Here is a 25,607-nt window from a genome sequence, read left to right as displayed (position 1 = left end):
AGCTGCAAATGCTAAGCGTTATTTTTACCTAAGATGTAATGTTTTTTCTTTGATGATATTTCGCAACCAACTCAGTGCAGGGTCATTTTCTCTGTCTCTATGCCAGAACAAAGTATATGCCATTGGTGGAAACTCCATAGGTAATGGCACGACAACCAAATCTAATTGTTTTGCGACAAGATCGGTAAAGTGACTCGGGGCAGTAAAGACAAAGTCCGTATAAGTACACAAACTCGCAGCGCTGTTGAAATCAGGGACTGAAATGGCAATATCTCTTTGGTGACCAAGATCCGCCAATTTGTAATCTAAGAGCCAGCGGTCACTTCCATCACACCTTACTTGTACATGCCTTTGCGCTAAGTAGTTTGCTAGATCCCAATTATGCTCAAGAGCTGGATGGTTACGTCTTAATACGCACATTTGAGCATCGCGGTAAATTTCTTGCTCACAGATATCGTCTGGGGGAAGCATGGTTAACCTTGCATCATTGATGTCTATATCTTTACCGGTTAAGCCAATATCCAATTCACCCATTTGCAATTTCCTGAACGTTTGTTCGCTCCAAGCATGAGTATTGATATTTACTTTAGGTGCTTGTCGGAAAATTGCGGGTAAGAAGTGAGGCAATATTAATGGGTAAACACTCTCGACTGCTGCAATGTGAAAGCTGTGGTCGCTATTATATGGAGTAAAAGTTTCTGGTTGAGTCAAAACCTCGAGTTGATTGATGAGTGTCTCGAGTTTTGGTTTTAGAAATAAGGCTTTCGGTGTTGGGCGTAACCCATGAGCACTCCGAGTAAATAAAGGATCATTAAATTGTTCTCGAAGCTTCGCAAGTGACTTACTAACTGCCGACTGGCTTAGGCATAAACGATGCGCTGTTCTAGTAACACTAAGTTCCTCAAGTAAAACCTGCAAGCACACTAATAAATTGAGGTCGATACGAGCCAGTTTCTCAAGATTCATGCATATTTCCATTTTGGAATAATACTAATGAGTATATGCCATTTTCATTCATATCAGTACTAGCGTATTCTCGCCGGACTTAAACGATTTCGGGAGAATCTTGTGTCAACCACTACGCCTCAAAATAACAGTAAATTACAGGTCGCCTTGCTTGCGATGCTAGTGCTATTTAGCCCATTAGCTATCGATATTTACTTGCCAGCGTTACCTCAAATATCAGCGGCGTTTCACGTGGAACATGCATTGGCTCAAGATACGATTACTTGGTTCTTATTTGCTATGGGTGTAGGGCAACTTTTTGCTGGACCATTGGCAGATAAACTCGGTCGTCGAACTGTTGCATTAGGAGGGATCAGTATCTATGCATTGAGTGCTTGCTTGGCGTGGGCAGCTCAGTCTATTGATATGATGTTGATTGCTCGGTTGCTGCAAGGCTTAGGAGCTTGTGCGACTTCTGTAGCTGCCTTTGCAACAGTTCGCGATATTTTTGGCCCTGAGAAAAGTGGCAAGATGATTAGCTACTTGAATGGTGCTATTTGTTTTATCCCAGCACTTGCTCCAATACTGGGCAGTTGGTTAACTCAAGAGTTTGGCTGGCGTTCTAACTTTAGTTTTATGGCTGGTTTTGCTGTGGTTGTCGGCTCAATCCTATTCTTCAAAATGAAAGAGACGAATCCAGCAACAGAAAAGGTCGCTGTGTTCAAACTTGAACGTTACTGGTCTGTATTAAAAACACCATCATTTGTCTTCCATGCAAGCTTATGTATGTTGGCTATGGCTGTAATTTTGGCTTATGTAACATCTGCGCCTGTTGTTCTGATGGAACAATTGGGAATGAGCATGAATGAGTTTACTTTCTGGTTTGGTATTAATGCGGTTATTAATATTATTGCGGCATTCTCTGCCCCTAAATTCATGGATAAGTTTGGTAGCTACGGCGCGTTAATTGTCGGTATTAGCACTCTTGGTGTTGCTGGCATTCTAATGTTAGTTCTCGCGAATGAAGCAACAGCTATTGCGTTTATGTTACCTATCTTTTTGTCTTCAGTTGGTTTTGCTTGGATACTCGGTGCAGCAGCAGGCAAAGCACTTGAACCATTCGGTGACAGAGCTGGTACTGCAGCAGCACTTCTTGGTTTGTTCCAAATGAGTGGTTCTGGCTTCTTAGTGGGTACAATGCAGAGAATGAATTTAGAGCCATCAATTATGATTGCGATGCACATGCTTATCATTGTTCCAGCGTTATTTGTACTGCTTAGTAAAGTAGGTAAAACATGGCATGCGACTTTGGCTAAAGTATAATGTCCGTTTGACGGTAAATATGTGAAAGCCTGTTTTACCGAAGGCGAAACAGGTGTATATTTGTCGTTCGATCAAATGTGTAAATCACAACGGATATTACAATAAATGTCATTAACAACTTATGAAATGGCTCGTGTTTTAGAGCAGATGGAAGATGCTCCTGAAAAAATCATGTTTGGTAAGCTTCTTGCTGAACTTGGTAATCAAAGTGAAGAGCGTATTCGCAGTGCCGCAAAACAGGTGCCAATCGATACGTTGAGAGATATTGTGTATCAATTTCAGCGTGTGATTGAAGCCCGTAAAGGCGAGAAAGTTCAGTTGTTAGCAAAGCAATTGGCTGAGCAGGGTATTTCGGCAGAAGAGCTGCAAGCATTCCTAAATAAGTAGTTAAACTAGATTTTAAAGAAGCCACTCAATCGAGTGGCTTTTTTTATGGAGCTTGTCTGAAATTTATTGCTACGGTGAGATGGAATGGTGAGTTACTCATTCATAACTTTGGATTTGATCAGCTTATCAGCAGATAAAGGACCAGCTCCCCAGACGACAACGATTAAGATCATTAACCCCCATAGTTGGTGGTCATAAAAACCTTGTTCCCACAATACTGGGTAAGAAACGACAGCAATGATATTGAATACAAAAAGTATGGCTGCCATTGGTCTGGTTAATAATCCGAGAACCATAAACACAGGTAAAATGAGCTCTGCGGCGGTGCCTAGGTAAGCCGCTAACTCCCACGGAATAATAGGCACCTGATATTCAAGCTCAAATAAATACAAGGTGCTATCCCACGAAGCAATCTTGGTTAGCCCTGAGTTGAAAAAGACCCAGGCAACCCATACTCGGCAAAAGAGTAAAAACAGCGGGACAAACAGTGCCTGTAAGCGGCCGATTAATGAATCATATTGAGTGACAAGGTTTATTATCTTAGAACTATTCATCTTTTTTCTCCTTAGGGACGCTAACGGAGAATCCTGCCACGATACCAAGCGAAATAATTGAATCTAAATGTGGTAGAAGGTGTGGTTCTACTTCGCTAAGGGAATTGCCATCATTGATTGCAATGACGAGTTGGTAGGCTTCATTTGTCAGTGAGTGACACACAATTTGTTCATCATTTGTATGTGGGGTATTTGATAAAGTGATGACACCAGCTTCACTTTGCTGAATGTCGACTTGTTCTATTTTGTTATCAAGAATGGCTTGCTGGAGAGAGTAAAGCGCATAAGGTGAGTCAAATAAGCTCACTCCATCTTTTAAGTGAAGCATTAAACTATGGTGCTGCTCGGGCGCAACATGAACTAATTCAGTTAAAGGTTGGATAGTTTTGAGCGTTAATTCGCATTGTGCAGAGCGAAAGGTCTGGTCACAACACCACTCAAAACGGGCCACTTCACTTAGGTAAGGGGCGGCTTCGACAACACTTGGGAAAAGCTGGATAGTCTCACTAAATCCTTCACCATACTCACTCACATCAGCCGAATGGAGAGGAGTACTAAGAACATACTGCCTTGCTAATTGAGTAAAACATTCTTCCCCAACGAGTGCTTCAACCATAGGGTAGGTAGCACTCATGACTTCACTTAAGCTGATAATAAAATTATTGCGATAGATTTGAATTCGCTGTGTATCTGAGAAGTGGTCACTCACAATGCCACAGCGCTCCCCATCACTTTCATATTTTAAAGCGCGGGTAAATTCTTGTTGAACCTCGGCAAGAGAGTTGCTCATGATGCTTTTCTCCCTGCAAGTGTATGTTGATTATTGAAACTTAGTTGATTTGACTCATTAAGTTGATTAAGTCGTTGGCTTGCTTTAAAGGCTTCATCTAGTAGCACTTCAGGTTTAGGTAAATCTAAGTCCCATTCGATAAGCGTATGTCTTTCGCCATGTTGTGCGGTCCATATTTCAAAAAGATCCCACACTTCTTTACTGACTGGTTTGCTATGAGTATCAATCCAGATTTCCCCTTCATCTAGCTGTTTAATCGTGAACCCAGCTAAATGAATTTCATCAACAGCGTTTGCTGGAATCCCTTCAAGGTAAGTTTTGCAATCAAACCCATGATTAAACGCTGATACATGGACATTGTTCAGATCGAGTAATAGCCGGCACTCCGTTCGCTTTTGGACTTCAGCTAAAAATTCCCATTCAGCGATAGTTGAGTGATTGAACTTTAGGTAGCTAGATGGGTTCTCTATCAGGATAGTTCGTTGAAGGTATTCTTGAACTTCAATGACGTTCCGACAAAACACATCAAGAGCTTCTTCTGTATAAGGAAGGGGCAGTAAATCATTAAAGTGATGCCCACCGGATTGGCTCCAGCTTAAATGATCAGAAATCAAAAAAGGTTCGATTTCATTAACCAAATGCTTCAACAAAGAAAGGTGATGGTGACTGACTCTTTCGACTGAGCCTAAAGATAAGCCCACCCCGTGGCAGCTGATTTCATAATGTTGCCTGATGGTATTAAGTTGATTACGGTGCGGGGAGTTTGGTTGAAAGTAGTTTTCACTGTGCACTTCTAACCAGCTGACTTGCTCAGGGTTTTGATTAAAAAAATCCAAATGGGGAGTTCTTAACCCTACGCCAACTTTTGGGTGAAGAGGATGTGTCAAAGCGGCTCTCCTTTAACTTCAGTGAATATAACTACCATAGACCTAAATACTAAACGATGAGTTGGTGAGCCTACATAGAATAGGCTCACAGAATCAAACTTAAGAAGATTGAGTACTACCGCCTGAAAGCTTCCCACATAGTCCTTTAGGTACCACAACAAATGCATCACTTTGGTTGTCTTCTTTTGCTGTACCCGCACATGAGCTTGTTTTGGTCGCACAGTCATTTTTACCAGCTTTCGCTACGCCGTAGCACTTTTCTTTTGCCGCTGCTTCAGCAGGTGCAGAAGTTAGAACAGTACCACCAAAGGCAAGTAGGCTTGTGATCGCAGCAGTTACAGCAAGATTTGAATTTTTCATAGTCATTCCCTCTAGGACTTTATTTATATTTGTGTTGGCTAGTTAATGAAATGTTAACCAGCTTAATAGAAAGGATAGGAAGAACGGATAAATAATTTCATTAAAAAATGATTTTTATTAATAAATTAGTGGGGTTTTAATTCAAGTTGCTGATTTTTAATGATAATCAATTGATGTTTTTTTCTGCTTATTACTCTAAACGGAGCTGGGTGTTTAGGTTATAATCAACTTTTATGTATAAAAACCCAGTAGTGAGCCCATTCATGATAGATCCTTCGCTTTTACTCGATGGCCTGAACGACAAACAACGTGAGGCGGTTGCCGCCCCTTTAGAACATCGACTTATTCTAGCGGGGGCTGGTAGTGGTAAAACTCGAGTTTTAGTACACCGCATTGCTTGGCTTCAAACGGTTGAGCAAGCTTCTCCGTTTTCAATTATGTCGGTGACGTTTACCAATAAAGCGGCAGCAGAAATGCGTGGTCGTATTGATGAGTTGATGATGGGCAGCTCATCAGGCATGTGGAATGGTACATTCCACGGTATTTGTCATCGAATTCTACGAGCTCACTACTTAGATGCAAAACTGCCAGAAGACTTCCAGATCATAGACTCCGATGATCAGATTCGATTATTGCGCCGTTTGATTAAAGCTCAGAATTTAGATGAGAAGCAGTGGCCGGCGAAACAGGGCTCATGGTGGATCAACGGAAAGAAAGATGAAGGCTTACGACCTAGCCATATTGATTCTTACAACGATCCCGTCACCCAAACCTGGTTGAAGATTTACTCTGCGTATCAAGAGGCGTGTGATCGTGCTGGGTTAGTCGACTTTGCCGAAATTCTTCTACGTGCTCATGAATTACTGCGTGATAAAAAACATATCCGAGAGCATTACCAAGCTCGATTCAAACATATTCTGGTGGATGAATTTCAAGATACCAACAACATTCAATACGCTTGGCTACGAATGATGGCGGGTCCTGAATGTCGAGTTATGATCGTGGGTGATGACGATCAGTCTATCTATGGATGGCGTGGCGCTAAGATAGAGAATATTCAGAAATTCTTAGATGAATTCATTGGTGCTGAAACCATCCGTCTTGAACAAAACTACCGTTCAACGAAAACCATTCTTCAAGCAGCGAATGAGCTGATTGCTAACAATACTGAACGTATGGGCAAAGAATTATGGACTGATGGTAATGATGGTGAACCTATTTCGGTGTACTCAGCGTATAACGAGTTAGATGAAGCGCGCTTCACGGTCAGTAAAATCAAAGAGTGGCAGGAGAAAGGTGGTGCGTTAGAAGATACCGCGATGCTTTATCGTAACAACGCCCAATCTCGTGTGCTTGAAGAAGCGCTCATCCAAGGTGGCTTACCTTATCGTATTTACGGTGGCATGCGATTCTTCGAACGTCAGGAAATCAGAGATGCCTTGAGCTACCTACGCTTGATGAATAATCGTAGCAATGATGCTGCCTTCGAGCGTGTCGTCAATACACCAACGCGTGGCTTGGGTGATAAAACGCTAGAAACGATTCGTCTTGCGGCGCGTGATCGTGGTGCAACGATGTGGCAAGCAAGTCTGGCTCTAATAGAGGAACAAGTTTTACCAGGTCGTGCTGCAGGGGCTTTGAGCCGCTTTATTGAGCTTATCAATGCACTTGAAGATGACACTATAGAACTGAGGCTGCATGAGCAAACCGACCACGTGATTAAATCGTCTGGCTTGTTTGCGATGTACGAACAAGAAAAGGGCGAGAAATCGAAGGCTCGTATTGAGAACTTGGAAGAATTAGTCACGGCGACTCGCCAATTTGAAAAGCCAGAAGAAGCCGAAGAAATGAGCATGCTGACCGCTTTCTTAACGCATGCAGCGCTTGAAGCCGGTGAAGGGCAGGCTGATGAGTTTGATGATGCAGTACAGCTGATGACATTACATAGTGCGAAGGGCTTGGAATTCCCTATGGTATTTATGGTGGGCGTTGAAGAAGGCATGTTCCCAAGCCAAATGTCGGCAGAAGAAGCGGGGCGTTTAGAAGAAGAACGCCGCTTATGTTATGTAGGTATGACTCGAGCAATGGAAAAGCTCTACATCACTTATGCGGAAATGCGCCGTTTATACGGTCAAGAAAAATACCATAAGCCATCGCGTTTCATTCGTGAGCTACCTGAAACGTGTTTAGATGAAGTTCGGATGAAGGCACAAATTAGCCGACCAGCTTCTAGCGGGCGCTTTAGCCCAACAGCGGTTAAAGAAAATTTCAATGAAACAGGGTTTAGTTTAGGGTCGAGAGTGAAACATCCTAAATTTGGTGAAGGCACTATTATTAACTTTGAAGGTAGTGGTCCTCAGAGCCGAGTTCAAATTGCATTTAATGGTGAAGGCATCAAGTGGCTGGTAACGGCATACGCAAGGCTAGAGAAACTGTAAGTCAGCAGGATTAATCAATATTGAAGAAGAGTAGCTATTTAGCTGCTCTTTTTTTATAGGTTATCTTTCTTTCATAAGTTAACGGTAATTTCAGGTGCACATCGTCTGTTTAAGTTTGGGCTTTGGAAGTAACTTACTTAAGAAAGGTTGAACGGCTTTAAACAACTCATAGAAGTTGTTAGGAGAGGGCTGTTAAGGCTTCGAAAATAACTAAACCTAAAACGCCGATAAAGAAAAACCCCGAGAGCTTACGCTCATCGGGGTCTATAGTCTTACTCGCAGCAATCCGGCTACTAAGTGTGCTCCATGCATCAAATCCATGATAGTGTGCTGTTATCCTTCAGCGTATTCCTTTCGTCGCCATCCTAGCGGTGTCCTTGATCTTATCCTGATCTGCCAACAATCCTCGTTAGCGCGCTTCACTTGTTCCTTGAGCGGTGTCCTTTACATCATCCTGATGTTCAGTCCTTTCCTCATCCAGAGGTGTCCATTGTCTTCCTTAGTAGCAACCATCCTAGTTACTATTGTATCCGTACAATGTCCTTTCGCTTTCCTTGCTGATTGTTCATCCTGAGCAACCAAATCTTCATCCTGAAGATAACCAATTCCGTGGTGTTTTCCTGTTCCGTGTCAGCATCCTTCCGACACCTTTAATATTACCCATATCGAAATTATCGGCAATGCAGAAAAGTGATTATTCTGCAGATAAAATCGTTTGCTAAATGAACGTATCTTTATATTTCAATTGGTTACTGTTGGTGGTTGCTGTTTGTCGTAAGGAAATATCGATATTCACTCACTTGCTTGTGAGAGATCTCTTACAAGCAAGCGAGTAAAAAGGGGAGTGTTAACGGCTATTGCCCGATTGCAGCTCCTTCACGCCTTGGGTCTGCTGCTCCTTCTAGCCCATTTTTTGTGATCCTGATCGCATGCAACCCTGAGTTTAGATCTCGAACATTAACCTTAAAGCCCATTTTTTCTAGCTTTGGTTTAAACGATTCGGCTTGAGTACCTTGCTCTACATCTAAGGTGCCGAATCGGTTTAAGAAGTGAGGATGGTTAATGGCTTCTTGGATATCCATATCCCACTGAGTGTGGGCAATAATGGCTTGAGCGACATAGCCGATGATGCGGCTTCCACCAGGAGACCCGATTGCCATGTAAGGTTTATCGTCTTGCATGATAATAGTGGGTGCCATGGAAGAGCGAGGTCGCTTTCCTGGCTCAAGCCTATTCGCGATAGGTTTACCGTTATTGTGAGTTTTGAATGAAAAATCGGTTAACTCATTATTCAGTAAAAAACCTCTAACCATTAAACGAGAGCCAAAAGCATTTTCAATGGTGGTTGTCATCGATATCACGTTGCCATCGCTATCAACAATATTGAAATGGCTGGTGGAAGGAAGCTCAATGGAGATGTCTTGGCTGCGTAGCATCGCATGGTCCCAAGGTGGTGAGCCTGCTGAAACGGAGTCTAATGCTTTACCCGCTGTAATTTGTTGAGCCCTTTCTTTCAAATAGTCAGTACTGACTAACCCTTGAGTTGGCACTGGCACATAATCTTGGTCTGCCATGTACATCCCACGGTCTGCAAAGGCTAGACGAGAAGCATCAGCTAACACTTGCCATGATTTTGCGTCATCTGGTCCCCATGATTTCAAATCAAACTGTTCGGTCATTGATAAAATTTGACCCACGGTAAGAGCGCCAGAACTTGGTGGTCCCATTCCACAGACTTGATAGCTTTCGTAGGCTGAACAAACTGGAGTTCGCTGCTTAATGGTATAAGTATCGAAATCTTTTTGGGCTAAGACGCCTGGGTTACCTTTAACATTTTGAACGGTAGCAATAATGTCGCTAGCGATATCACCTTGATAAAAGGCTTTAGCACCTTGGCTTGCTATAGATTGAAGAGTCTCGGCGTATTCTGGGTTTTTAAGTAAAGTGCCTGCTGTTTTGGGTTGCCCATCAGCATCAAAAAAATACGCTTTTGTTGTAGGAAAGCGGCTTAAACGTTGTTGATCATTATTAATTAGAGTGGCTAGGCGAGGGCTAATGGTAAATCCATTTTGAGCTACTTTTATGATTGGAGTGATTAAGGACGCCCAATCAAGCTTTCCATATTGTTGATGAGTATCCCATAAGAGTTTGACTGTACCAGGCGTACCAACAGAGCGACCGCCTACAACAGCATCATAAAACTTCAATGGTTGCCCGTTGTTATCTTGAAATAGTTGTGGGGTCGCGTCTAATGGTGCCGTTTCACGTCCATCATAGGTTTTGAGCTGGTTACCTTTGGCATCCCAATAGACAAGGAATGCACCGCCACCAATACCTGATGACTGAGGTTCTACCAACCCCAGCATAAGCTGAACGGCAACCATGGCATCGACAGCATTGCCACCTCGTGCTAGAACATCGGCTCCGGCTTGAGTGGCAATGGGGTTCGCGGCGGTGACCATCCAGTCTTTTGCTTTAACGAGTTGTTTGGTTTCAATTCCACTACTGTGTTCAGGCGCAACTGAATCTGCGGCTTGGTTTGCCCAACTGACGTGAGAGGCAAAAATTAGGGTAGAGGTGGCGATTGTTGAAAGTTTTGTTTTCCACTGCATGCTCTTCTCCTTTAAATATGCAGAGCTAGATTGGCAGTGGATTCGAGAGAGATCTAGTTTATTGTTAACAAAATGTAACCTTGATTCGAATTTAAGACACGAAGACCATGGCAGACTGCCAAATAATACTGATGCCGATTATTGTGAAAACCGCGCCACATAATCCATCAATATAAACGGTCGCTTCATGCAGTTTTTTTTGTAGGGTTTTAGTTGAAAGCATCCAAGCTAATAAAGAGAACCAAAACAAAGACAGCCCCCACAAAATAAGCAAAGCTGCGCCTTTTCCTGCCGTCGACATATCAGTTGGCACTAGGCTCGACATAAGGCTGATAAAGAAAACTAAAGCTTTTGGATTAAGGATGTTGGTCGCGAAACCTTTAGAGAAAGCTTCTCGTTTATTGGTTAGGATCAGGTCTTTGGCTTCAGGGTCTGGTGACTCATCATCATGGTGATTAATGGTACGCCAAGTCGCTTTTAATGCGCCGTATCCTAGGTAAAGTAAATAACTTCCCCCCGCTAATTGCAGTAAAGCAAAAATTGTCGGTTGCTGATGAACAAGGTAACTGATGCCGGTCAGGCTAAATATTGAATGCAGTAGGATGCCGAAAGATAAGCCTAGAGCGATAAACAGACCTGTTTGTCGACCGTGGCGAGTGGCATTTTGCACAACTAGAGCAAAATCAGGGCCTGGGCTCATCAAGGCAATAAAGTGAATGGAGGCAAGGGTAATTAATATTGTGACTTCGTTCATTCGTCGTTCTCAAGCTAGAAGATAAGCTTCTTTGTGTGTATTGAGCGTAGCCTACCGTATTTACTGTGGGGCAAATTGTAAATAATCAACACTCAACGAATTAATGATGGTGGAACACCAAAAACTGTTTTAAATGCTTTAGAGAAATGGGCTTGATCGTAAAATCCGACCTGTAATGCAACTTCCGTCCCGCACACTCCAGACTTAATTAAGCGCATGCTTTGTTCCATTCTTAAACGGCTTAACCAAGCATAGGGAGTGATGCCCATTTTGTTTTTAAAATGCCTTTGGAATTGAGTTGCGGTTAGGTCGCATAACTCTGATAAGTGATTGAGCCTTACTGGTTGATCTAAGTTTTCCAGTAAATAACTTTTTAATGAATCGACATCCTTGTTACCTAGCTGCACATTTACTTTTGATCCAAATTGCGCGTATCGATCTACTATTGTCGAAAACCCCTCATAGGGAAGGCAGTCTTGAGCAAGCTGGCTGATGTTTGGCTGCATTAATAGCTGGTGTAAGTTGTGCAATTGTAAAAATGAAGCTTGATCGGAAAGGATCAGCTCTGAAAAGCTTAAGTTGTGAGCACTTTTGCCTGGATCAGCAAGATCTTGAAACCATTGAGGGGAAACGGAAAATACACTGACTTCGTAGCCTGAATCCAGCTTTGAGTGACCATCATGAAGCTCATCTGGTGGCATGATGACGACTTGTCCACACCCAACATGGTGGCTGGTGCCTTTATGAATAAACTTTTGCTGCCCTTGGGTGATTAAACCGATATGAAAATCTAAGTGGTAGTGGCGTTGGAAAGCGAACTCTTGGTATTGAGCCTGAATTAAGCTGATCTCTTTAGTCGGAGTCGAATAGTAGTGAACGTTATCCATAATGCAAAAAGCTTGGTTAAATTATCATCAATTTAACCAAGCTTAACTTTGTCTTTCTTCATTGTCTTGTAAAAAACCAGCAGCCTAACTTTTAGCTTGCTTACTTTTCTTGTTATTACTAAGCCCATCAAAACTAAATACGACCAAAGCACCCCAAATAAAGGCGAATGTGATGGCTTTATCTGTACTAAAGGCTTCTCCGTAGATAAGTACAGCCAGTAAGAACATTAAACTAGGTCCGATATATTGGAAGAAACCTAACGTTGAAAGCTTTAAGCGAGTCGCTGCACCGGTAAAGCAAAGTAAAGGCAAAGTGGTAATGACACCTGCCGCAACCAGCAATAGATTCAGTTGAATAGGGTTTGCAGTAAAGTGCGATGTTGGCGAATCGGCAATAAACAGTAAATAGCCAGCCGCCACAGGTAGCAAAATCAAGGTTTCAATGAATAAGCCTGTTTGCGCTTCTAAGTTGAGTTTTTTACGCATTAAACCGTAAAAACCGAAGCTACAAGCTAACGCAATCGCGACTACAGGAATTGACCCAAAAGCAATAAGCTGGATAAGTACACCAACGGCAGCAAGTGCAACAGCAAACCACTGTAATTTCCTTAAACGCTCACCAAGAAATAGCATTCCGAGTAACACGTTAATCAAGGGGTTGATGTAATAGCCTAAGCTGGCATCGAGCATATGGTTTGAATTGACGGCCCAAATAAAGATAAGCCAATTGGCACCAATCAATACTGAAGTCGCGATAAGAAGCAAAACTTTTGGTTTAGAAGTCAAAGTATCGCGAACATTACGCCAGCGACGACCGAGGTGCAGTAAAAATGCGAGCAAAAAGAATGACCACACCACGCGGTGACTGATGATCTCTAGCGGTGAAACGTCACTTAAAGATTTGAAATATATAGGGGCAATACCCCACATCGTGTATGCACCAATGGCAAGCAAAATTCCTTGGCGTGTACGTTGTTGTTCTTCTGGAGTCATGAAACTTTCTCTGGTACTGAGTACCTAGTAATTAGATTTATAAAGAGAGTTGGTCAGTATAGGAGCGTTAAACCATTTAGCCTAATAATTTGCGGTTTTATTCACCAGCATTCCCCTCTACAATGTGTCGCCTCGCTTACCACACAAGCGAGCTTATTAAACCCTCGATTAGGATACCCAATGACCGCCACTTTGATTGCAGAGCAAACGTCGACGCCCACCGCTGATGCCCAAACCATTTTACAAGATGTTTTTGGCTATCAGGAGTTTCGTGACGGTCAAAAAGAGGTCATAGACTTAGCGGTTGAAGGTCAAGACAGCTTAGTGATTATGCCGACAGGTGGTGGTAAATCGCTTTGTTACCAAATCCCAGCGCTAGTGCGTGAAGGGCTAACCTTAGTTATATCTCCACTGATCTCTTTAATGAAAGATCAGGTAGACCAATTAAAAGCAGATGGCGTTGCCGCTGAGTGTATTAACTCCTCTATGCCACGCGATGCTTTAATTAGCGTATTTAATCGCATGAATTCAGGTCAGCTGAAGATGGTGTATGTTTCTCCTGAGCGAGTTCTCATGCGTGACTTCATTGAGCGTTTACAGGGTTTACCCCTTTCGATGATTGCGGTAGATGAAGCGCATTGTATTTCTCAATGGGGTCATGACTTCAGACCTGAATACGCATCGTTAGGTCAGTTAAAACAGTACTTCCCTCATGTGCCTTACATGGCGCTGACAGCAACGGCTGATGACGCTACTCGAAATGACATTATTCAGCGCCTTCAGCTGGTGGAGCCCCACACTTACCTCGGCAGTTTTGACCGACCAAACATTCGATACAACTTAGTTGAGAAACATAAGCCTGTATCACAAGTGGTTCGCTATCTTGAAACTCAGAAAGGCAACTGCGGCATCATCTATTGTGGTAGCCGTAAGAAAGTAGAGATGGTCACGGAAAAGCTATGTAATAACGGTATTCGCGCTGCAAGTTACCACGCAGGTTTGGATACCGATGAACGTGCTTATGTACAAGAAGCTTTTCAGCGTGATGACATCCAAATTGTTGTAGCAACCGTCGCCTTTGGTATGGGAATCAACAAACCCAACGTGCGCTTTGTTGTGCATTTTGATATTCCTCGCAACATTGAATCTTATTACCAAGAAACAGGACGAGCAGGGCGAGATGGGTTACCAGCAGAAGCCATGATGCTATTTGACCCTGCGGATATCGGCTGGCTTCGCCGCATGTTGGATGAGAAAGAAGAAGGTCCGCAGAAACAAGTTGAAAGCCATAAGCTCAATGCAATGAGTGCATTTGCGGAAGCTCAAACGTGCCGACGCCAAGTGTTATTGAATTATTTTGGCGAGTATCGCGACAAGCCTTGTGGCAACTGTGATATTTGCTTAGATCCGCCAAAACACTTTGATGCCACCGAAGAAGCGCAAAAAGCACTGTCATGCGTTTACCGCGTGAATCAGTCGTTTGGTATGGGTTATGTAGTCGAAGTGATGCGTGGCATGCAAAATATCCGAGTGCGGGATAATGGTCACGATAAGCTTTCAACTTATGGAATTGGTCGAGATCATAGTCATGACTATTGGATCAGTATTTTTAGGCAGCTTATTCATAAAGGTCTACTTTTCCAGAACATTACTCGTAATTCGACTTTGCAGTTAACTGAAGAAGCTCGCCCGTTGTTGCGTGGTGAAATGAATTTAGAACTTGCAGTGCCTCGATTAGATACGGCAGTGAGAAGTGCGAAAGCCGATAAGCTGACGAGTAAGAATTACGATAAGAAGCTATTTGCCAAACTTCGTAAGCTGCGTAAATCCATTGCCGATCAAGATGGCTTACCACCTTATGTGGTGTTCAGTGATGCAACATTGATTGATATGGCTGAAGTGTTGCCGACCTCTTACGGTGAAATGCTTGCTGTAAATGGTGTAGGGCAACGTAAGTTAGACAAATACGCTGATCCTTTCTTGGATTTGATTCAAGAGCATATTACGACTCACGGTTAATTGGTCTTTTCTTATCTAGAATGCATTCCACTAAAAGAAGCTAAATAAATAACGGTTACGATAAATGAAAACACAAACGGAATTTGGTCTACGAGAATATTTAGCAGATGAAGGTCGATTACTCATCACGGCACCTCGTTTTGATTTCGACTCTTACCCAGAACTCGGTGATCGTTTAGTCACATTGCTTTCTGCTTCGATTGTTGAGAAGCAGTGGGACGCCGACATGCATTCTTGGCTGATTGACTTTGAAGGATGTAAGTTCTTTTTAAAGTCAGAACATTACAGTGAGTCTATTTGGTTAGAGTCATTAAACGCTTCAGAAAGCCGAGAAGAATTCGATTACTTAGCAACATTGTTTGAACGCGGTTTTTAAAAACGTAGAGTAACAAGCATTACAAAAATAAAATCTAGGGGATAAACGTTTGCGTTTTTCTCCATTATTGCAGCCAATATTGATTAATGTATAATCGCTCGCCGCTCAGTAGAGCGATTTATTTTATACATTTGTTTTTCACATTATTGGTAAGAGCCTTATTCATCACTGATTAAGAGACTCGATTTGGGTTCCCTCACCCCCAAACCAAACTAAAAAGGTTACAGCATGAGTAATTTTACCCCTGCGCAACAGCGCAAAGCCCTAGCACTACTAGTTTTGTTCCATTTAGTGATCATTGCATCCAGCAATTATTTGGTTCAACTTCCCTTTACCGTCTTTGGAATGCATACCACTTGGGGCGCATTCACTTTTCCTTTTATCTTCTTAGCGACTGACTTAACTGTTCGTATTTTTGGCGCCAAGCTTGCCCGTAAAATCATTTTCTTAGTGATGGTACCTGCACTTGCTGTGTCATATTTACTGTCAGTTGTGTTTTTTGAAGGTCAATTCCAAGGGTTTAGTCAACTGTCTGAATTTAACTTGTTTGTTGCTCGTATTGCAGCTGCAAGCTTCATGGCTTACTTGCTAGGTCAAATTTTGGATGTGCATGTGTTCAACCGACTACGTCAGCTAAAGCAGTGGTGGGTCGCCCCAACATGCTCAACGTTGATTGGTAATGCTTTAGATACGATCGCTTTCTTTGCGATTGCTTTCTACCAAAGCCCAGATCCTTTCATGGCTGAACACTGGACTGAAATTGCGCTGGTGGACTATGGATTCAAACTCATTATCAGCTTAGGTTTGTTTGTTCCTATGTACGGTGTGCTTCTTAACTTTGTGGTAAGGAAGTTGACTGCGGTAAACCCTGACTTTAAAGCAACAGGTGTGAATGCTTAATTTGGTTTAAATATTTCTGGTTTAAACGCTATACACTTTCTGCGTGATATAAGAAAAAGCCCAAGCGAGTTGCTTGGGCTTTTTTGTATCCGAAATTTTTAATTTGAAAGTATGGTTCTTTCAAGATGTAGCTAGGTCTTTCAACCTGATTTTCGACGTTTACTCACTAGACTTTATGACTAATGGCCATCCAATATCGCTTTGTCGGTTGGCTTCAATTTCCAGTTCAGCAGCCGTGAGAGGGTTGTCCACTAACCATTGCTTAGAAATTGAAAGAGTCAGGTTATCGCCATGAACTTCAAGAGATACTTGTGGCTCAAGTTGGGCGTTACGACGATGGGTAAGCAAGGTCGCTAACCGTAGTAAGCGTAAAATACGTTTACTACTGGCGCCAGACACCGCATGTTGCTCTGGTAAGGAAGTAAGCTGCTCTCGGTAACGTCGCACAATTTCGCCTAGGCAAAACTTTTGGGCACGAGTGAAACCTGGAAGATCGAGATTTTGTAGCAAATATGCTCCGTGTTCACCACCTTTCTTAAAGTCGATGGTTAACCCTATTTCATGCAGTTTAGCTGCCGTGGTTAATAATACCGAGGCTTGAGGTTCACTTATCCATTGTTCACCACCGGCTTGCACCAGTAGATTTTGGCTAAGTGTTGCGACTTGTTCTCCGTATTCAACATCCATTTGGTAGCGAGATTGTACGCTAGCAATTGTGCGGTTATGGATGTTGTCATGACGAAGTTCATCGACCATTTCGTAAGCTAAGCCTTCACGAAGAGCACCGCCTGCAAGGGTCATGGATTCGATTTTAAGTGACTCGAATATCGCAATCAGTATTGATAGACCACTAGGGAACACTAAAGCTCGTTCTAGTGTTAAGCCTTCAATTTCTAGTTCTTCTAAACGCTCGGCAAGCATGGCTTGTTTTTGTAAGCGCTTAAGTTTGGTAAGAGTGATTACCTCGTCCATACCTTGTGCAAGCATGATTTCTTGTAAGGCTTGTACAGTACCACTCGCCCCTACACAGACATCCCAACCAAGTTGGTTATAGTTATCAAGGATAGGAGATAGAGTCGCTTTGGCAGCTTCAATAGCATTATCAAAGTTGCTGGCATTCAATTGGCGATCTTTAAAGTGGCGCTCAAGCCAAGTCACACAGCCCATCTTTAAACTGGTTAACGCTTTTGCTGTGAAACCTTCACCTATAATAACTTCGGTACTTGCTCCGCCAATATCAACCACTAAACGGCGGCCGCTACCCCCAGAAGTATGAGCAACACCTTTATATATAGTGGCTGCTTCTTCTTCCCCAGAGATAACGTTGATATTTTGCCCAAGAATGTCATTGGCTTTTTTTAGAAAAATATCCACATTGGTTGCGGTCCGCAGGGTAGCGGTACCGACAATACGGATATTTTCTGGTGGAATATCTTGTAATCGCTCTGCAAAGAGACTCAAACAGTCCCAACCGCGCTGCATGGCTTCAGTACTAAGCGCATTATGTTCATCTAAGCCTGCGGCTAAGCGAACTTTGCGTTTGATTTTTGCCATGGTCTGGACGCTGCCATCGATATGACGCACAACGAGCATATGAAAACTGTTCGACCCGAGGTCGATGGCAGCATAAAGCGGAGGTGACACTGTTTGACTCATAAGCGACTAAGCTTCCTTGTTATGACGCGGTTGGCGTGGGCGACGGTTTTGGTGTGGCTTACGATTACCGTTACGTGGGCCATTGTTATTTGAGCGACGTTGTTGCGGGTTACGAGGACGTAAGCGCAATGGAGCAGGTAAGTCTTCTAGTAATGCAGTAGCATCATAATCAGAAACCGGAATCGCATGCTCGATGTATTCTTCGATTGGTGGCAGATTGATTGCGTAATCTTCACAAGCAAAGCTGATTGAGTGACCACTTTCACCAGCACGACCAGTACGACCGATACGGTGAACGTAATCTTCGCAATCGTCAGGTAGGTCGAAGTTGAATACATGCGTTACTTGTGGAATATGTAGGCCACGTGCTGCAACGTCGGTTGCAACGAGTAAGTCGACGTCACCTTGAGTGAATTGCTCAAGAATCTTCTCACGTTTTTTCTGTGGTACATCACCGTTTAGTAAACCAACACGGTGTCCATCAGCGGCTAGGTGACCCCAAACTGATTCACATTTGTGTTTTGTGTTTGCAAAAATGATTGCGCGATCTGGCCATTCTTCTTCAATCAGTGTTTGTAGAAGTGCCATTTTGTGTTCATTAGAAGGGTAGAACAGCTCTTCTTGAATACGATGACCCGTTTTACGCTCAGGCTCAACAACAACATGCTCTGGGTTGTGCATGTGCTCAAAGGCAAGTTCTTGTACACGGTAAGAAAGCGTCGCAGAGAACAACATGTTCAGGCGATCTTTTGGCTCAGGCATACGGCGGAACAAGAAACGGATGTCTTTAATAAAGCCAAGATCGAACATACGGTCTGCTTCATCAAGTACAACGGCTTGAATGTGGTTAAGGTTGAACACCTTCTGCTTGTAGAAATCGATGATACGACCAGTCGTACCAATTAAGATATCTGCGCCTTCTTCGATTTTACCTAGTTGCTTGTCGTAGCTTTCGCCGCCGTAAGCGAGTGCTGCTTTGATACCTGTGCTTGCAACCAGAGAGTCAGCATCGTTGTAGATCTGAATCGCGAGCTCACGCGTTGGTGCCATAATAATCGCACGTGGCTGGTTAGGCTTACGCCCTTCATGCTCAGGTGTTTTTAGCAGGTGGTTAAAAGTAGCAGTAAGAAACGCAAGCGTTTTACCAGTACCCGTTTGGGCCTGGCCTGCAATGTCTTGGCCGGTGAGCAGTACCGGGAGCGCCAAGGCTTGGATAGGGGTACAATAGTCGAACCCTTTTTTCTCCAATCCTTCAATGACTTGCGGAAATAAATCCAAGTCGGCGAACTTTTGCTCTGTGATATGCGTCTTTTTCATCGCTATAGAATATCAGCTTAAGCTTGCAATACGAAAGTAAATACATTCCAATAGGGCATCTATTTACTGGTTATCATCCAACCAGTTCTAAAAAATACATTGGAGTGGAAGATGAGTGATAAGATTTTGCAGCTAACTGATGACGGTTTTGATAACGATGTAATCAATGCTGCAGGCCCTGTTCTTGTTGATTTTTGGGCAGAATGGTGCGGTCCTTGTAAGATGATTGCCCCGATTCTTGACGAAATCGCAGATGAGTACGAAGGCAAACTCACTATCGGTAAATTAAATATTGACCAGAATGCTGGAACGCCACCAAAGTTTGGTATCCGCGGAATTCCAACACTGCTTCTTTTTAAAGATGGCGGTGTAGCAGCAACTAAAGTTGGTGCATTGTCTAAGACTCAACTAAAAGAGTTTTTAGACGCTAACCTTTAATTAGGTTTGTATTAGAAAAGAAACCGCGCAAAGAAAAATGCGCGGTTTTGTTTTTTGTAATGCTAGACTAGGCTAATAATTAGTGCTAATTTATCGCACGTTAATTGAACAACATTCCTCTTCTTGGTCGATCCTGAGACCAAATCCTTCTTAACTTAAGAAAACAGATCCTATTTTGACTAAACAAACTTCCACCACTATGAATCTTACTGAACTGAAGAACAGACCTGTGTCTGAACTTGTTAAACTTAGCGAAAGCTTAGGTCTTGAAAATCAAGCTCGTCTAAGAAAACAAGACATTATCTTCTCCATCCTTAAAGCGCATGCAAAAAGTGGTGAAGACATTTTTGGCGACGGGGTACTGGAAATTCTTCAAGACGGTTTTGGTTTCCTACGTAGCGCCGACAGTTCATACCTTGCTGGTCCTGATGATATCTATGTATCACCAAGCCAGATTCGTCGCTTCAACTTACGTACAGGCGATTCAATTGCCGGAAAGATTCGCCCACCTAAAGATGGCGAACGTTACTTTGCACTATTGAAAGTAAACACGGTTAACTACGACAAGCCAGACAACGCACGTAATAAAATCCTATTTGAAAACCTTACACCACTTCACGCGAACGAGCGTATGGTTATGGAAGCAGGTAATGGTGCGACTGAAGATATTACAGCTCGAATCCTAGATCTTGCTTCACCAATCGGTAAAGGTCAGCGTGGTCTTATTGTTGCTCCGCCAAAAGCGGGTAAAACAATGCTGTTACAGAACATTGCTCAAAGCATTGCTCGTAACCACCCAGAATGTGAATTGATGGTTCTACTTATCGATGAGCGTCCGGAAGAAGTAACAGAAATGCAACGCCTAGTGAAAGGTGAAGTAATTGCATCGACTTTCGATGAGCCAGCATCTCGCCACGTACAAGTAGCAGAAATGGTTATCGAAAAAGCGAAACGCTTGGTTGAGCACAAGAAAGACGTAGTTATCTTACTTGATTCAATTACTCGTTTAGCTCGTGCTTACAACACCGTAGTTCCATCATCAGGTAAAGTTTTGACTGGTGGTGTGGATGCAAACGCTCTACATCGTCCAAAGCGTTTCTTCGGTGCAGCTCGTAACGTTGAAGAAGGCGGTAGCTTGACTATCATCGCAACGGCACTGGTTGATACTGGTTCTAAGATGGATGAAGTTATCTACGAAGAGTTTAAAGGTACGGGTAACATGGAATTACACCTAAACCGTAAGATTGCGGAAAAACGTGTATTCCCAGCTATCGACTTTAACCGCTCTGGTACTCGTCGTGAAGAATTGCTGACGAAGAAAGATGAACTGCAGAAAATGTGGATTCTACGTAAGATTGTTCACCCAATGGGCGAAATCGATGCAATGGAATTCCTTATCGACAAGCTAGCAATGACGAAGACCAATGATGAGTTCTTCGATGCTATGCGTCGTCAGAAGTAACGTGAGTTATCTGAAGTAATGAAACGCTGCCCAAGGGTGGCGTTTTTTATTTGCATTTTTTCTGTACTGCTTGCAGAATGAACAAAAATGTTACAAGGAAGTTAACATGCAACACGGACTGTTGTCGTCATTACTCCTATCTACCTCTTTGCTCGTGTCTTCAGTGGGTATGGGGCATGCAACTGAAATGTCTTCACAGGCAGTAGAAACTTGGCTTGAGAATGAGCAAATACAATCAAAAACCGCAGAGCTTCTTGAGCTTGTCATGCGTGATGAAGTTGATTCACTGCGATTTTCTTTAGAGCGTTTAGCTTTCCCTCAACAAGAAGTTGCTCGATACCAGCTGTTAAAAAAGCTTGAACAGCAGAACGTTGTTTTAACAGCGAAGATGTCTATTTTCATTGAGCAGCAACGTGCAATCGTGCCCACGTACCAAGTCTTGGAGCGAGGAGATGGTTATGAATTCACAACCCCTGCATTTAATTTTCCTTCAATCGCAAGCCGACTAATAAAGCAGTGGCGACAAGATCAAACGACGCTTGTCTTTGTTTTAGATGCTGAAAAAAAACAACTCGATTTACAGAAGTGGTTATCGGGCTCAGATCATCAAGTACAGGCTCGTGAAGCTTTATTGATCCGCGAGCTGGATAGCTTGTCACCTGAAGCCGTGGATTTCTTATCTAGCCAATTTGCTGGCTCGACTATTGTGAGTTGGTTACCTTCAACACAAGTGGTGGTTCGGTTTGCCCAAGTTAGTGAAGACGCGTCTGTATACCAACTATTATGGAAAATGCGAGCGGATTACCATAGCCAAGCTGAATTAGAGAGGTTGGCAAAAACGCATCAACCTTTCGCACTTCAGCAAGTTATGGAGGCAACTAAAAACCCTAGACTAAAAGATGAAGCGATCACGTTGCTAACAAGAGTTAACCCTTTACCTGATGATGTTAAAGCATTTCTTGTGTCTCGAATGGCAATTGCGGAAGAGGCGCCATTAGTGGCAAGGGAGCTAGCTAAACAAGGTCATACCCTTTGGTTACAAGACCTCGTTGACGATAACCCGACAGTGAAAGGTTCTTTGATACAAAAATTCATTCCTTAACTGAGATCCAACTGTCAGATAACCTTACTAAAAAGGGGGACCGATGCGTTTCCCTTTTTGTTATACTGTTTGTAGATTAACCAGCCATTTAGAAGCCCTATGAGTTTTAAGGATTTACGATATTTTATTGATCATTTAGAAAAGAATGGTCAATTGAAACGCATTGCTCACCCAATTGACCCTCACTATGAAATGACGGAAATCAGTGATCGTACTTTACGAGCTGGTGGTCCTGCGTTGCTGTTTGAAAACCCTATCGGTTATGATTTCCCTGTTTTAACCAACTTGTTTGGTACTGCACAACGTGTAGCTATTGGTATGGGAAGACAAGACGTAAAAGAGCTCCGAGAGGTTGGCAAGCTGTTAGCTTATTTAAAAGAGCCTGAACCACCGAAAGGTTTTAAAGATGCCTTAGACAAGCTGCCAGTATTCAAACAAGTTCTGAATATGCCTGCTAAACGTTTACGTAAAGCGGCTTGCCAACAAGTTGTATGGCAAGGCGATGATGTTGATCTTGATAAGATTCCAGTGATGAGTTGTTGGGCGGATGATATAGCACCGCTTTTAACTTGGGGTCTTACTGTTACGCGTGGTCCGAATAAGAAGCGCCAAAACCTAGGTATCTATCGTCAACAGAAAATAGGCAAGAATAAAATCATCATGCGCTGGCTTGCTCACCGTGGTGGTGCACTGGATCTACGAGAGTGGATGGAAACGAATCCGGGAAAGCCATTTCCTGTATCTGTTGCGTTTGGTGCTGATCCGGCAACTATTTTAGGAGCTGTGACTCCGGTTCCTGATTCATTATCTGAATACGCTTTCGCAGGCTTACTTCGCGGCAGCAAAACTGAAGTGGTTAAATCCATCAGTAATGATTTAGAAGTTCCTGCTGGTGCTGAAATAGTAATGGAAGGTTATATCGATCCGAACGAGTTCGCAGACGAAGGACCATACGGAGATCATACTGGTTATTATAACGAGAAAGAAAAACATCATGTGTTTACTATTACTCATGTAACCATGCGTGAGAACCCTATTTACCATAGTACTTATACTGGGCGTCCACCTGATGAGCCTGCTGTTCTAGGTGTTGCACTTAACGAAGTGTTTGTGCCTATTCTTCAAAAACAGTTCCCAGAAATAGAAGATTTTTATCTGCCACCAGAAGGTTGTTCATACCGAATGGCAGTGGTGACGATGAAGAAGCAATACCCAGGTCACGCGAAACGCGTAATGATGGGAGTATGGTCCTTTTTACGTCAGTTTATGTATACCAAGTTTGTTCTAGTATGCGATGAAGATGTGAATGCTCGTGATTGGTCATCCGTGACGCAAGCAATGGCGAATCACATGGACCCTGTACGTGATAGCCTCATGATTGAGAATACTCCGATTGATTCATTAGACTTTGCTTCTCCAGTTGTCGGTTTAGGCTCTAAGATGGGTTTGGATATCACTAAGAAGTGGGATGCTGAATTAGCGCTTTCTGCTGAGGTTGATTTACTTAAAGTAAATAAGGAAGAAACCGCAGGGCAACTAGCTGAATTAACTAAGGCATTTCCAGAGATAATTGATATCCACCTTCAAAATGAAAATCCAAGTATGGTGATCGTCTCTATTAATAAGACATCAGCAGGCCATGCGAAGAAAATCATCAATGGTATTTGGGCTCAGTTCACGGAGAACAAATTTGTTATCGTATGCGATGAAGATGTGAATGTTCGAGATTGGAACGATATTATCTGGGCTATTACAACTCGAATGGACCCTTCAAGAGATACTGTATTTTTAGAGAGTAATTCAGAACCTTCTAAAATGGGTTTAGATGCAACTAATAAAGTTCAGGGTGAAGAGTGTCTGCGTGAGTGGGGTACTCCCATAACTAAAGATCCTAAAGTTGTACAAAAAATTGATAGTATCTGGGATCAGCTAGGAATTTTATGAGCTACCAAGTAGTCTTGTACCCAGGAATATTAGTTTCGATATAGAAAGCGGGCAAACGGTTTTGAAGGCTGCACTCAACAGCAATATTAACTTCCCAAACCGTTGCCAAGTAGGTGCATGCGCTATGTGCTTATGTAAAAAATTAGAAGGACAAGTCAGTTATCACCTTGAACCTATGCTCACAGAGAAAGAGCAAGAACAAGGTTGGGTTTTTGCTTGTCAGGCATTTGCAGAAAGTAATTTAGTTTTAACCTTTGAGGATTAAAGGTTAGCGAGAGGAAAACATGACAATTAAATGTAAAGTTAAGTCTATTGAACCATTAGCCTGTAACACGTATCAAATATTGCTTCACCCAGAAACGCCCGTGACTTTTAAAGCTGGGCAATACTTGATGGTAGAGATGGGTGAGAAAGACAAGCGTCCATTTTCGATTGCGAGCAGCCCTTGTCGTCATGAAGGTGAATTAGAGCTTCATATTGGTGCCGCTGAACACAATGCTTATGCACTAGAAGTTGTAGAAGCGATGAAAAAAGCATTAGCAGAAGATGGCGATATTGATATCGATGCTCCACACGGTGATGCATGGGTTAAAGAAGAAAGTGAGCGTCCTCTTTTACTTATTGCTGGTGGTACAGGTTTTAGCTACGTACGTTCAATCTTAGATCACTGCATCGCACAAAGTAAGTCGAACCCTATCTATCTTTATTGGGGTGGTAAAGACGAGCGCCAGTTGTATGCACAATCTGAACTACTAAAAATAGCGGCAAGTAACGCTAACGTTCACTTTGTACCCGTAGTCGAAGAAGTACCAGTTGGTTGGAGTGGCAAGACAGGAAACGTTCTTCAAGCAATTAGTGAAGACTTTGATTCTTTAGCTGAGTACGACATCTATATTGCTGGTCGTTTTGAAATGGCAGGTGCTGCACGTGACTTGTTTACTCAAAACAAACAAGCAAAGAGCGACCATATGTACGCGGATGCTTACGCTTTTATATAACAAAGTGTTGGCTATTTGAGTAAAAAGAGAGCAGAAATGCTCTCTTTTTTGATGTTTGGTGATCTATTGAGCAGTTAACCTCTATTTATTCATTTTTTATGAAAAAGTAGTTGCTATGTTTTGAGAGAACCCTATAATGCGACCCCACTGAGAAGGCATATGCCATAAGGCTTCAAGCGTAATCAGTAAGACGGAATCGGGTAAGAAATTAAATTTCAAAAAGTGTTTGACACTGAATGCTAATTCGCTAGAATGACCGTCCGCTTTGAGAAGAACACTTCGAAAAGCAAAGCTCTTTAACAATTTAAACCTATCAATCTGTGTGGGCACTCGTTGATGAATATCAAAATTTGTTTTGCAATAGCAAAGCAAGATTTCCTCGGAAATCAATTTGGTTTCAATGAACTGAGTGACCAATACGAGATTAAGTTTACTTAATCTTGGCACAGTCAATTCATTACCATT

At 42.7% G+C, this 25,607-nt stretch carries 24 protein-coding genes; 12 read left to right on the top strand and 12 right to left on the bottom strand.

Annotation, left to right across the window (positions count from 1 at the left end; all coding sequences use genetic code 11):
• Positions 1–24 precede the first annotated feature (24 nt).
• Positions 25–966, bottom strand: a complete 942-nt coding sequence (locus tag F0226_RS19910) for a LysR family transcriptional regulator (RefSeq protein WP_171737280.1) — start codon at positions 964–966, stop codon at positions 25–27.
• 156 nt (positions 967–1,122) lie between these two features.
• Here F0226_RS19910 and F0226_RS19905 point away from each other — a divergent pair, with 156 nt between their 5' ends.
• Together F0226_RS19905 and F0226_RS19900 are read left to right on the top strand one after the other, a co-directional pair.
• Complete coding sequence (locus tag F0226_RS19905; protein WP_216606687.1) at positions 1,123–2,268, top strand: multidrug effflux MFS transporter; 1,146 nt, start codon at positions 1,123–1,125, stop codon at positions 2,266–2,268.
• Between the two features lie 105 nt (positions 2,269–2,373).
• Positions 2,374–2,655 (top strand): hypothetical protein, encoded by a 282-nt coding sequence (locus F0226_RS19900; RefSeq protein ID WP_137375531.1) that lies wholly within the window; start codon positions 2,374–2,376, stop codon positions 2,653–2,655.
• Between the two features lie 92 nt (positions 2,656–2,747).
• Here the strand turns inward: F0226_RS19900 and F0226_RS19895 are convergent, their stop codons facing one another.
• The 4 genes from F0226_RS19895 to F0226_RS19880 form a co-directional block, all read right to left on the bottom strand.
• A complete protein-coding gene (locus F0226_RS19895) occupies positions 2,748–3,209 on the bottom strand; it encodes a DoxX family protein (RefSeq protein WP_171737278.1) in 462 nt (153 codons plus the stop codon).
• A complete protein-coding gene (locus tag F0226_RS19890; protein WP_171737277.1) occupies positions 3,202–3,999 on the bottom strand; it encodes a DNA-binding domain-containing protein in 798 nt (265 codons plus the stop codon). Before F0226_RS19890 ends, F0226_RS19895 begins: the two co-directional genes overlap by 8 nt.
• Positions 3,996–4,886, bottom strand: coding sequence for a DUF692 domain-containing protein (locus tag F0226_RS19885; protein ID WP_171737276.1), 891 nt, complete (start codon positions 4,884–4,886; stop codon positions 3,996–3,998). The genes F0226_RS19890 and F0226_RS19885 overlap by 4 nt, the downstream gene beginning before the upstream one ends.
• A gap of 99 nt (positions 4,887–4,985) precedes the next feature.
• Positions 4,986–5,246 carry a DUF2282 domain-containing protein gene (locus tag F0226_RS19880; protein ID WP_137375527.1) on the bottom strand — a complete coding sequence of 87 codons (261 nt, stop codon included), beginning with the start codon at positions 5,244–5,246 and terminating at the stop codon, positions 4,986–4,988.
• Positions 5,247–5,509: 263 nt separating this feature from the next.
• Here F0226_RS19880 and uvrD point away from each other — a divergent pair, with 263 nt between their 5' ends.
• The gene (gene uvrD, locus F0226_RS19875; RefSeq protein WP_171737275.1) at positions 5,510–7,684 is read left to right on the top strand and encodes a DNA helicase II; all 2,175 of its coding nucleotides are present in this window, start codon (positions 5,510–5,512) and stop codon (positions 7,682–7,684) included.
• Between the two features lie 854 nt (positions 7,685–8,538).
• On the opposite strand, the gene ggt is transcribed toward uvrD, so the two are convergent.
• The 4 genes from ggt to rarD all read right to left on the bottom strand — a co-directional run bounded on the left by ggt (position 8,539) and on the right by rarD (position 12,930).
• Positions 8,539–10,296, bottom strand: coding sequence for a gamma-glutamyltransferase (gene ggt / locus F0226_RS19870; protein WP_171737274.1), 1,758 nt, complete (start codon positions 10,294–10,296; stop codon positions 8,539–8,541).
• A 91-nt stretch (positions 10,297–10,387) separates the two neighbouring features.
• A complete protein-coding gene (locus F0226_RS19865) occupies positions 10,388–11,050 on the bottom strand; it encodes a LysE family translocator (protein WP_171737273.1) in 663 nt (220 codons plus the stop codon).
• Positions 11,051–11,142: 92 nt separating this feature from the next.
• Positions 11,143–11,937, bottom strand: a complete 795-nt coding sequence (locus F0226_RS19860) for an AraC family transcriptional regulator (RefSeq protein ID WP_171737272.1) — start codon at positions 11,935–11,937, stop codon at positions 11,143–11,145.
• An 84-nt stretch (positions 11,938–12,021) separates the two neighbouring features.
• On the bottom strand, positions 12,022–12,930 hold the full coding sequence (rarD, locus tag F0226_RS19855) for an EamA family transporter RarD (RefSeq protein WP_171737271.1): 909 nt from the start codon (positions 12,928–12,930) through the stop codon (positions 12,022–12,024).
• Positions 12,931–13,110: 180 nt separating this feature from the next.
• Here rarD and recQ point away from each other — a divergent pair, with 180 nt between their 5' ends.
• The 3 genes from recQ to F0226_RS19840 all read left to right on the top strand — a co-directional run bounded on the left by recQ (position 13,111) and on the right by F0226_RS19840 (position 16,225).
• Positions 13,111–14,949 carry an ATP-dependent DNA helicase RecQ gene (gene recQ, locus F0226_RS19850; protein ID WP_171737270.1) on the top strand — a complete coding sequence of 613 codons (1,839 nt, stop codon included), beginning with the start codon at positions 13,111–13,113 and terminating at the stop codon, positions 14,947–14,949.
• 64 nt (positions 14,950–15,013) lie between these two features.
• Positions 15,014–15,325: a DUF3630 family protein gene (locus tag F0226_RS19845; RefSeq protein WP_171737269.1), complete on the top strand. Its 312-nt coding sequence runs from the start codon at positions 15,014–15,016 to the stop codon at positions 15,323–15,325.
• 228 nt (positions 15,326–15,553) lie between these two features.
• Positions 15,554–16,225: a 7-cyano-7-deazaguanine/7-aminomethyl-7-deazaguanine transporter gene (locus tag F0226_RS19840; RefSeq protein WP_171737268.1), complete on the top strand. Its 672-nt coding sequence runs from the start codon at positions 15,554–15,556 to the stop codon at positions 16,223–16,225.
• 159 nt (positions 16,226–16,384) lie between these two features.
• On the opposite strand, the gene gppA is transcribed toward F0226_RS19840, so the two are convergent.
• Positions 16,385–17,881 carry a guanosine-5'-triphosphate,3'-diphosphate diphosphatase gene (gene gppA, locus F0226_RS19835; RefSeq protein ID WP_171737267.1) on the bottom strand — a complete coding sequence of 499 codons (1,497 nt, stop codon included), beginning with the start codon at positions 17,879–17,881 and terminating at the stop codon, positions 16,385–16,387.
• Between the two features lie 6 nt (positions 17,882–17,887).
• The gene (gene rhlB / locus F0226_RS19830) at positions 17,888–19,198 is read right to left on the bottom strand and encodes an ATP-dependent RNA helicase RhlB (protein WP_171737266.1); all 1,311 of its coding nucleotides are present in this window, start codon (positions 19,196–19,198) and stop codon (positions 17,888–17,890) included.
• Positions 19,199–19,309: 111 nt separating this feature from the next.
• Between rhlB and trxA the strand changes: the two genes are divergently transcribed.
• The 6 genes from trxA to fre all read left to right on the top strand — a co-directional run bounded on the left by trxA (position 19,310) and on the right by fre (position 25,142).
• Positions 19,310–19,636 carry a thioredoxin TrxA gene (trxA, locus tag F0226_RS19825; RefSeq protein WP_010440700.1) on the top strand — a complete coding sequence of 109 codons (327 nt, stop codon included), beginning with the start codon at positions 19,310–19,312 and terminating at the stop codon, positions 19,634–19,636.
• A gap of 199 nt (positions 19,637–19,835) precedes the next feature.
• A complete protein-coding gene (gene rho / locus F0226_RS19820; RefSeq protein WP_171737286.1) occupies positions 19,836–21,098 on the top strand; it encodes a transcription termination factor Rho in 1,263 nt (420 codons plus the stop codon).
• 106 nt (positions 21,099–21,204) lie between these two features.
• Positions 21,205–22,200 (top strand): hypothetical protein, encoded by a 996-nt coding sequence (locus F0226_RS19815; RefSeq protein WP_137375516.1) that lies wholly within the window; start codon positions 21,205–21,207, stop codon positions 22,198–22,200.
• A gap of 99 nt (positions 22,201–22,299) precedes the next feature.
• A complete protein-coding gene (ubiD, locus tag F0226_RS19810) occupies positions 22,300–24,144 on the top strand; it encodes a 4-hydroxy-3-polyprenylbenzoate decarboxylase (protein WP_171737265.1) in 1,845 nt (614 codons plus the stop codon).
• Between the two features lie 28 nt (positions 24,145–24,172).
• Positions 24,173–24,409 carry a 2Fe-2S iron-sulfur cluster-binding protein gene (locus tag F0226_RS19805; protein ID WP_345776536.1) on the top strand — a complete coding sequence of 79 codons (237 nt, stop codon included), beginning with the start codon at positions 24,173–24,175 and terminating at the stop codon, positions 24,407–24,409.
• 19 nt (positions 24,410–24,428) lie between these two features.
• Entirely contained in the window at positions 24,429–25,142 is a 714-nt protein-coding gene (gene fre / locus F0226_RS19800) for an NAD(P)H-flavin reductase (RefSeq protein WP_171737264.1), read from the top strand.
• A gap of 96 nt (positions 25,143–25,238) precedes the next feature.
• On the opposite strand, the gene F0226_RS22445 is transcribed toward fre, so the two are convergent.
• Positions 25,239–25,607, bottom strand: a 369-nt coding sequence (locus F0226_RS22445) for a hypothetical protein (RefSeq protein WP_216606688.1), incomplete at its 5' end; no start/stop codon positions are given.

It is taken from the genome of Vibrio sp. 99-70-13A1, from assembly GCF_013114625.1.
Lineage (GTDB): Bacteria > Pseudomonadota > Gammaproteobacteria > Enterobacterales > Vibrionaceae > Vibrio.
Note: the sequence above shows the minus strand (reverse complement) of the source record. Positions and strands in the feature narration are given on the sequence as shown.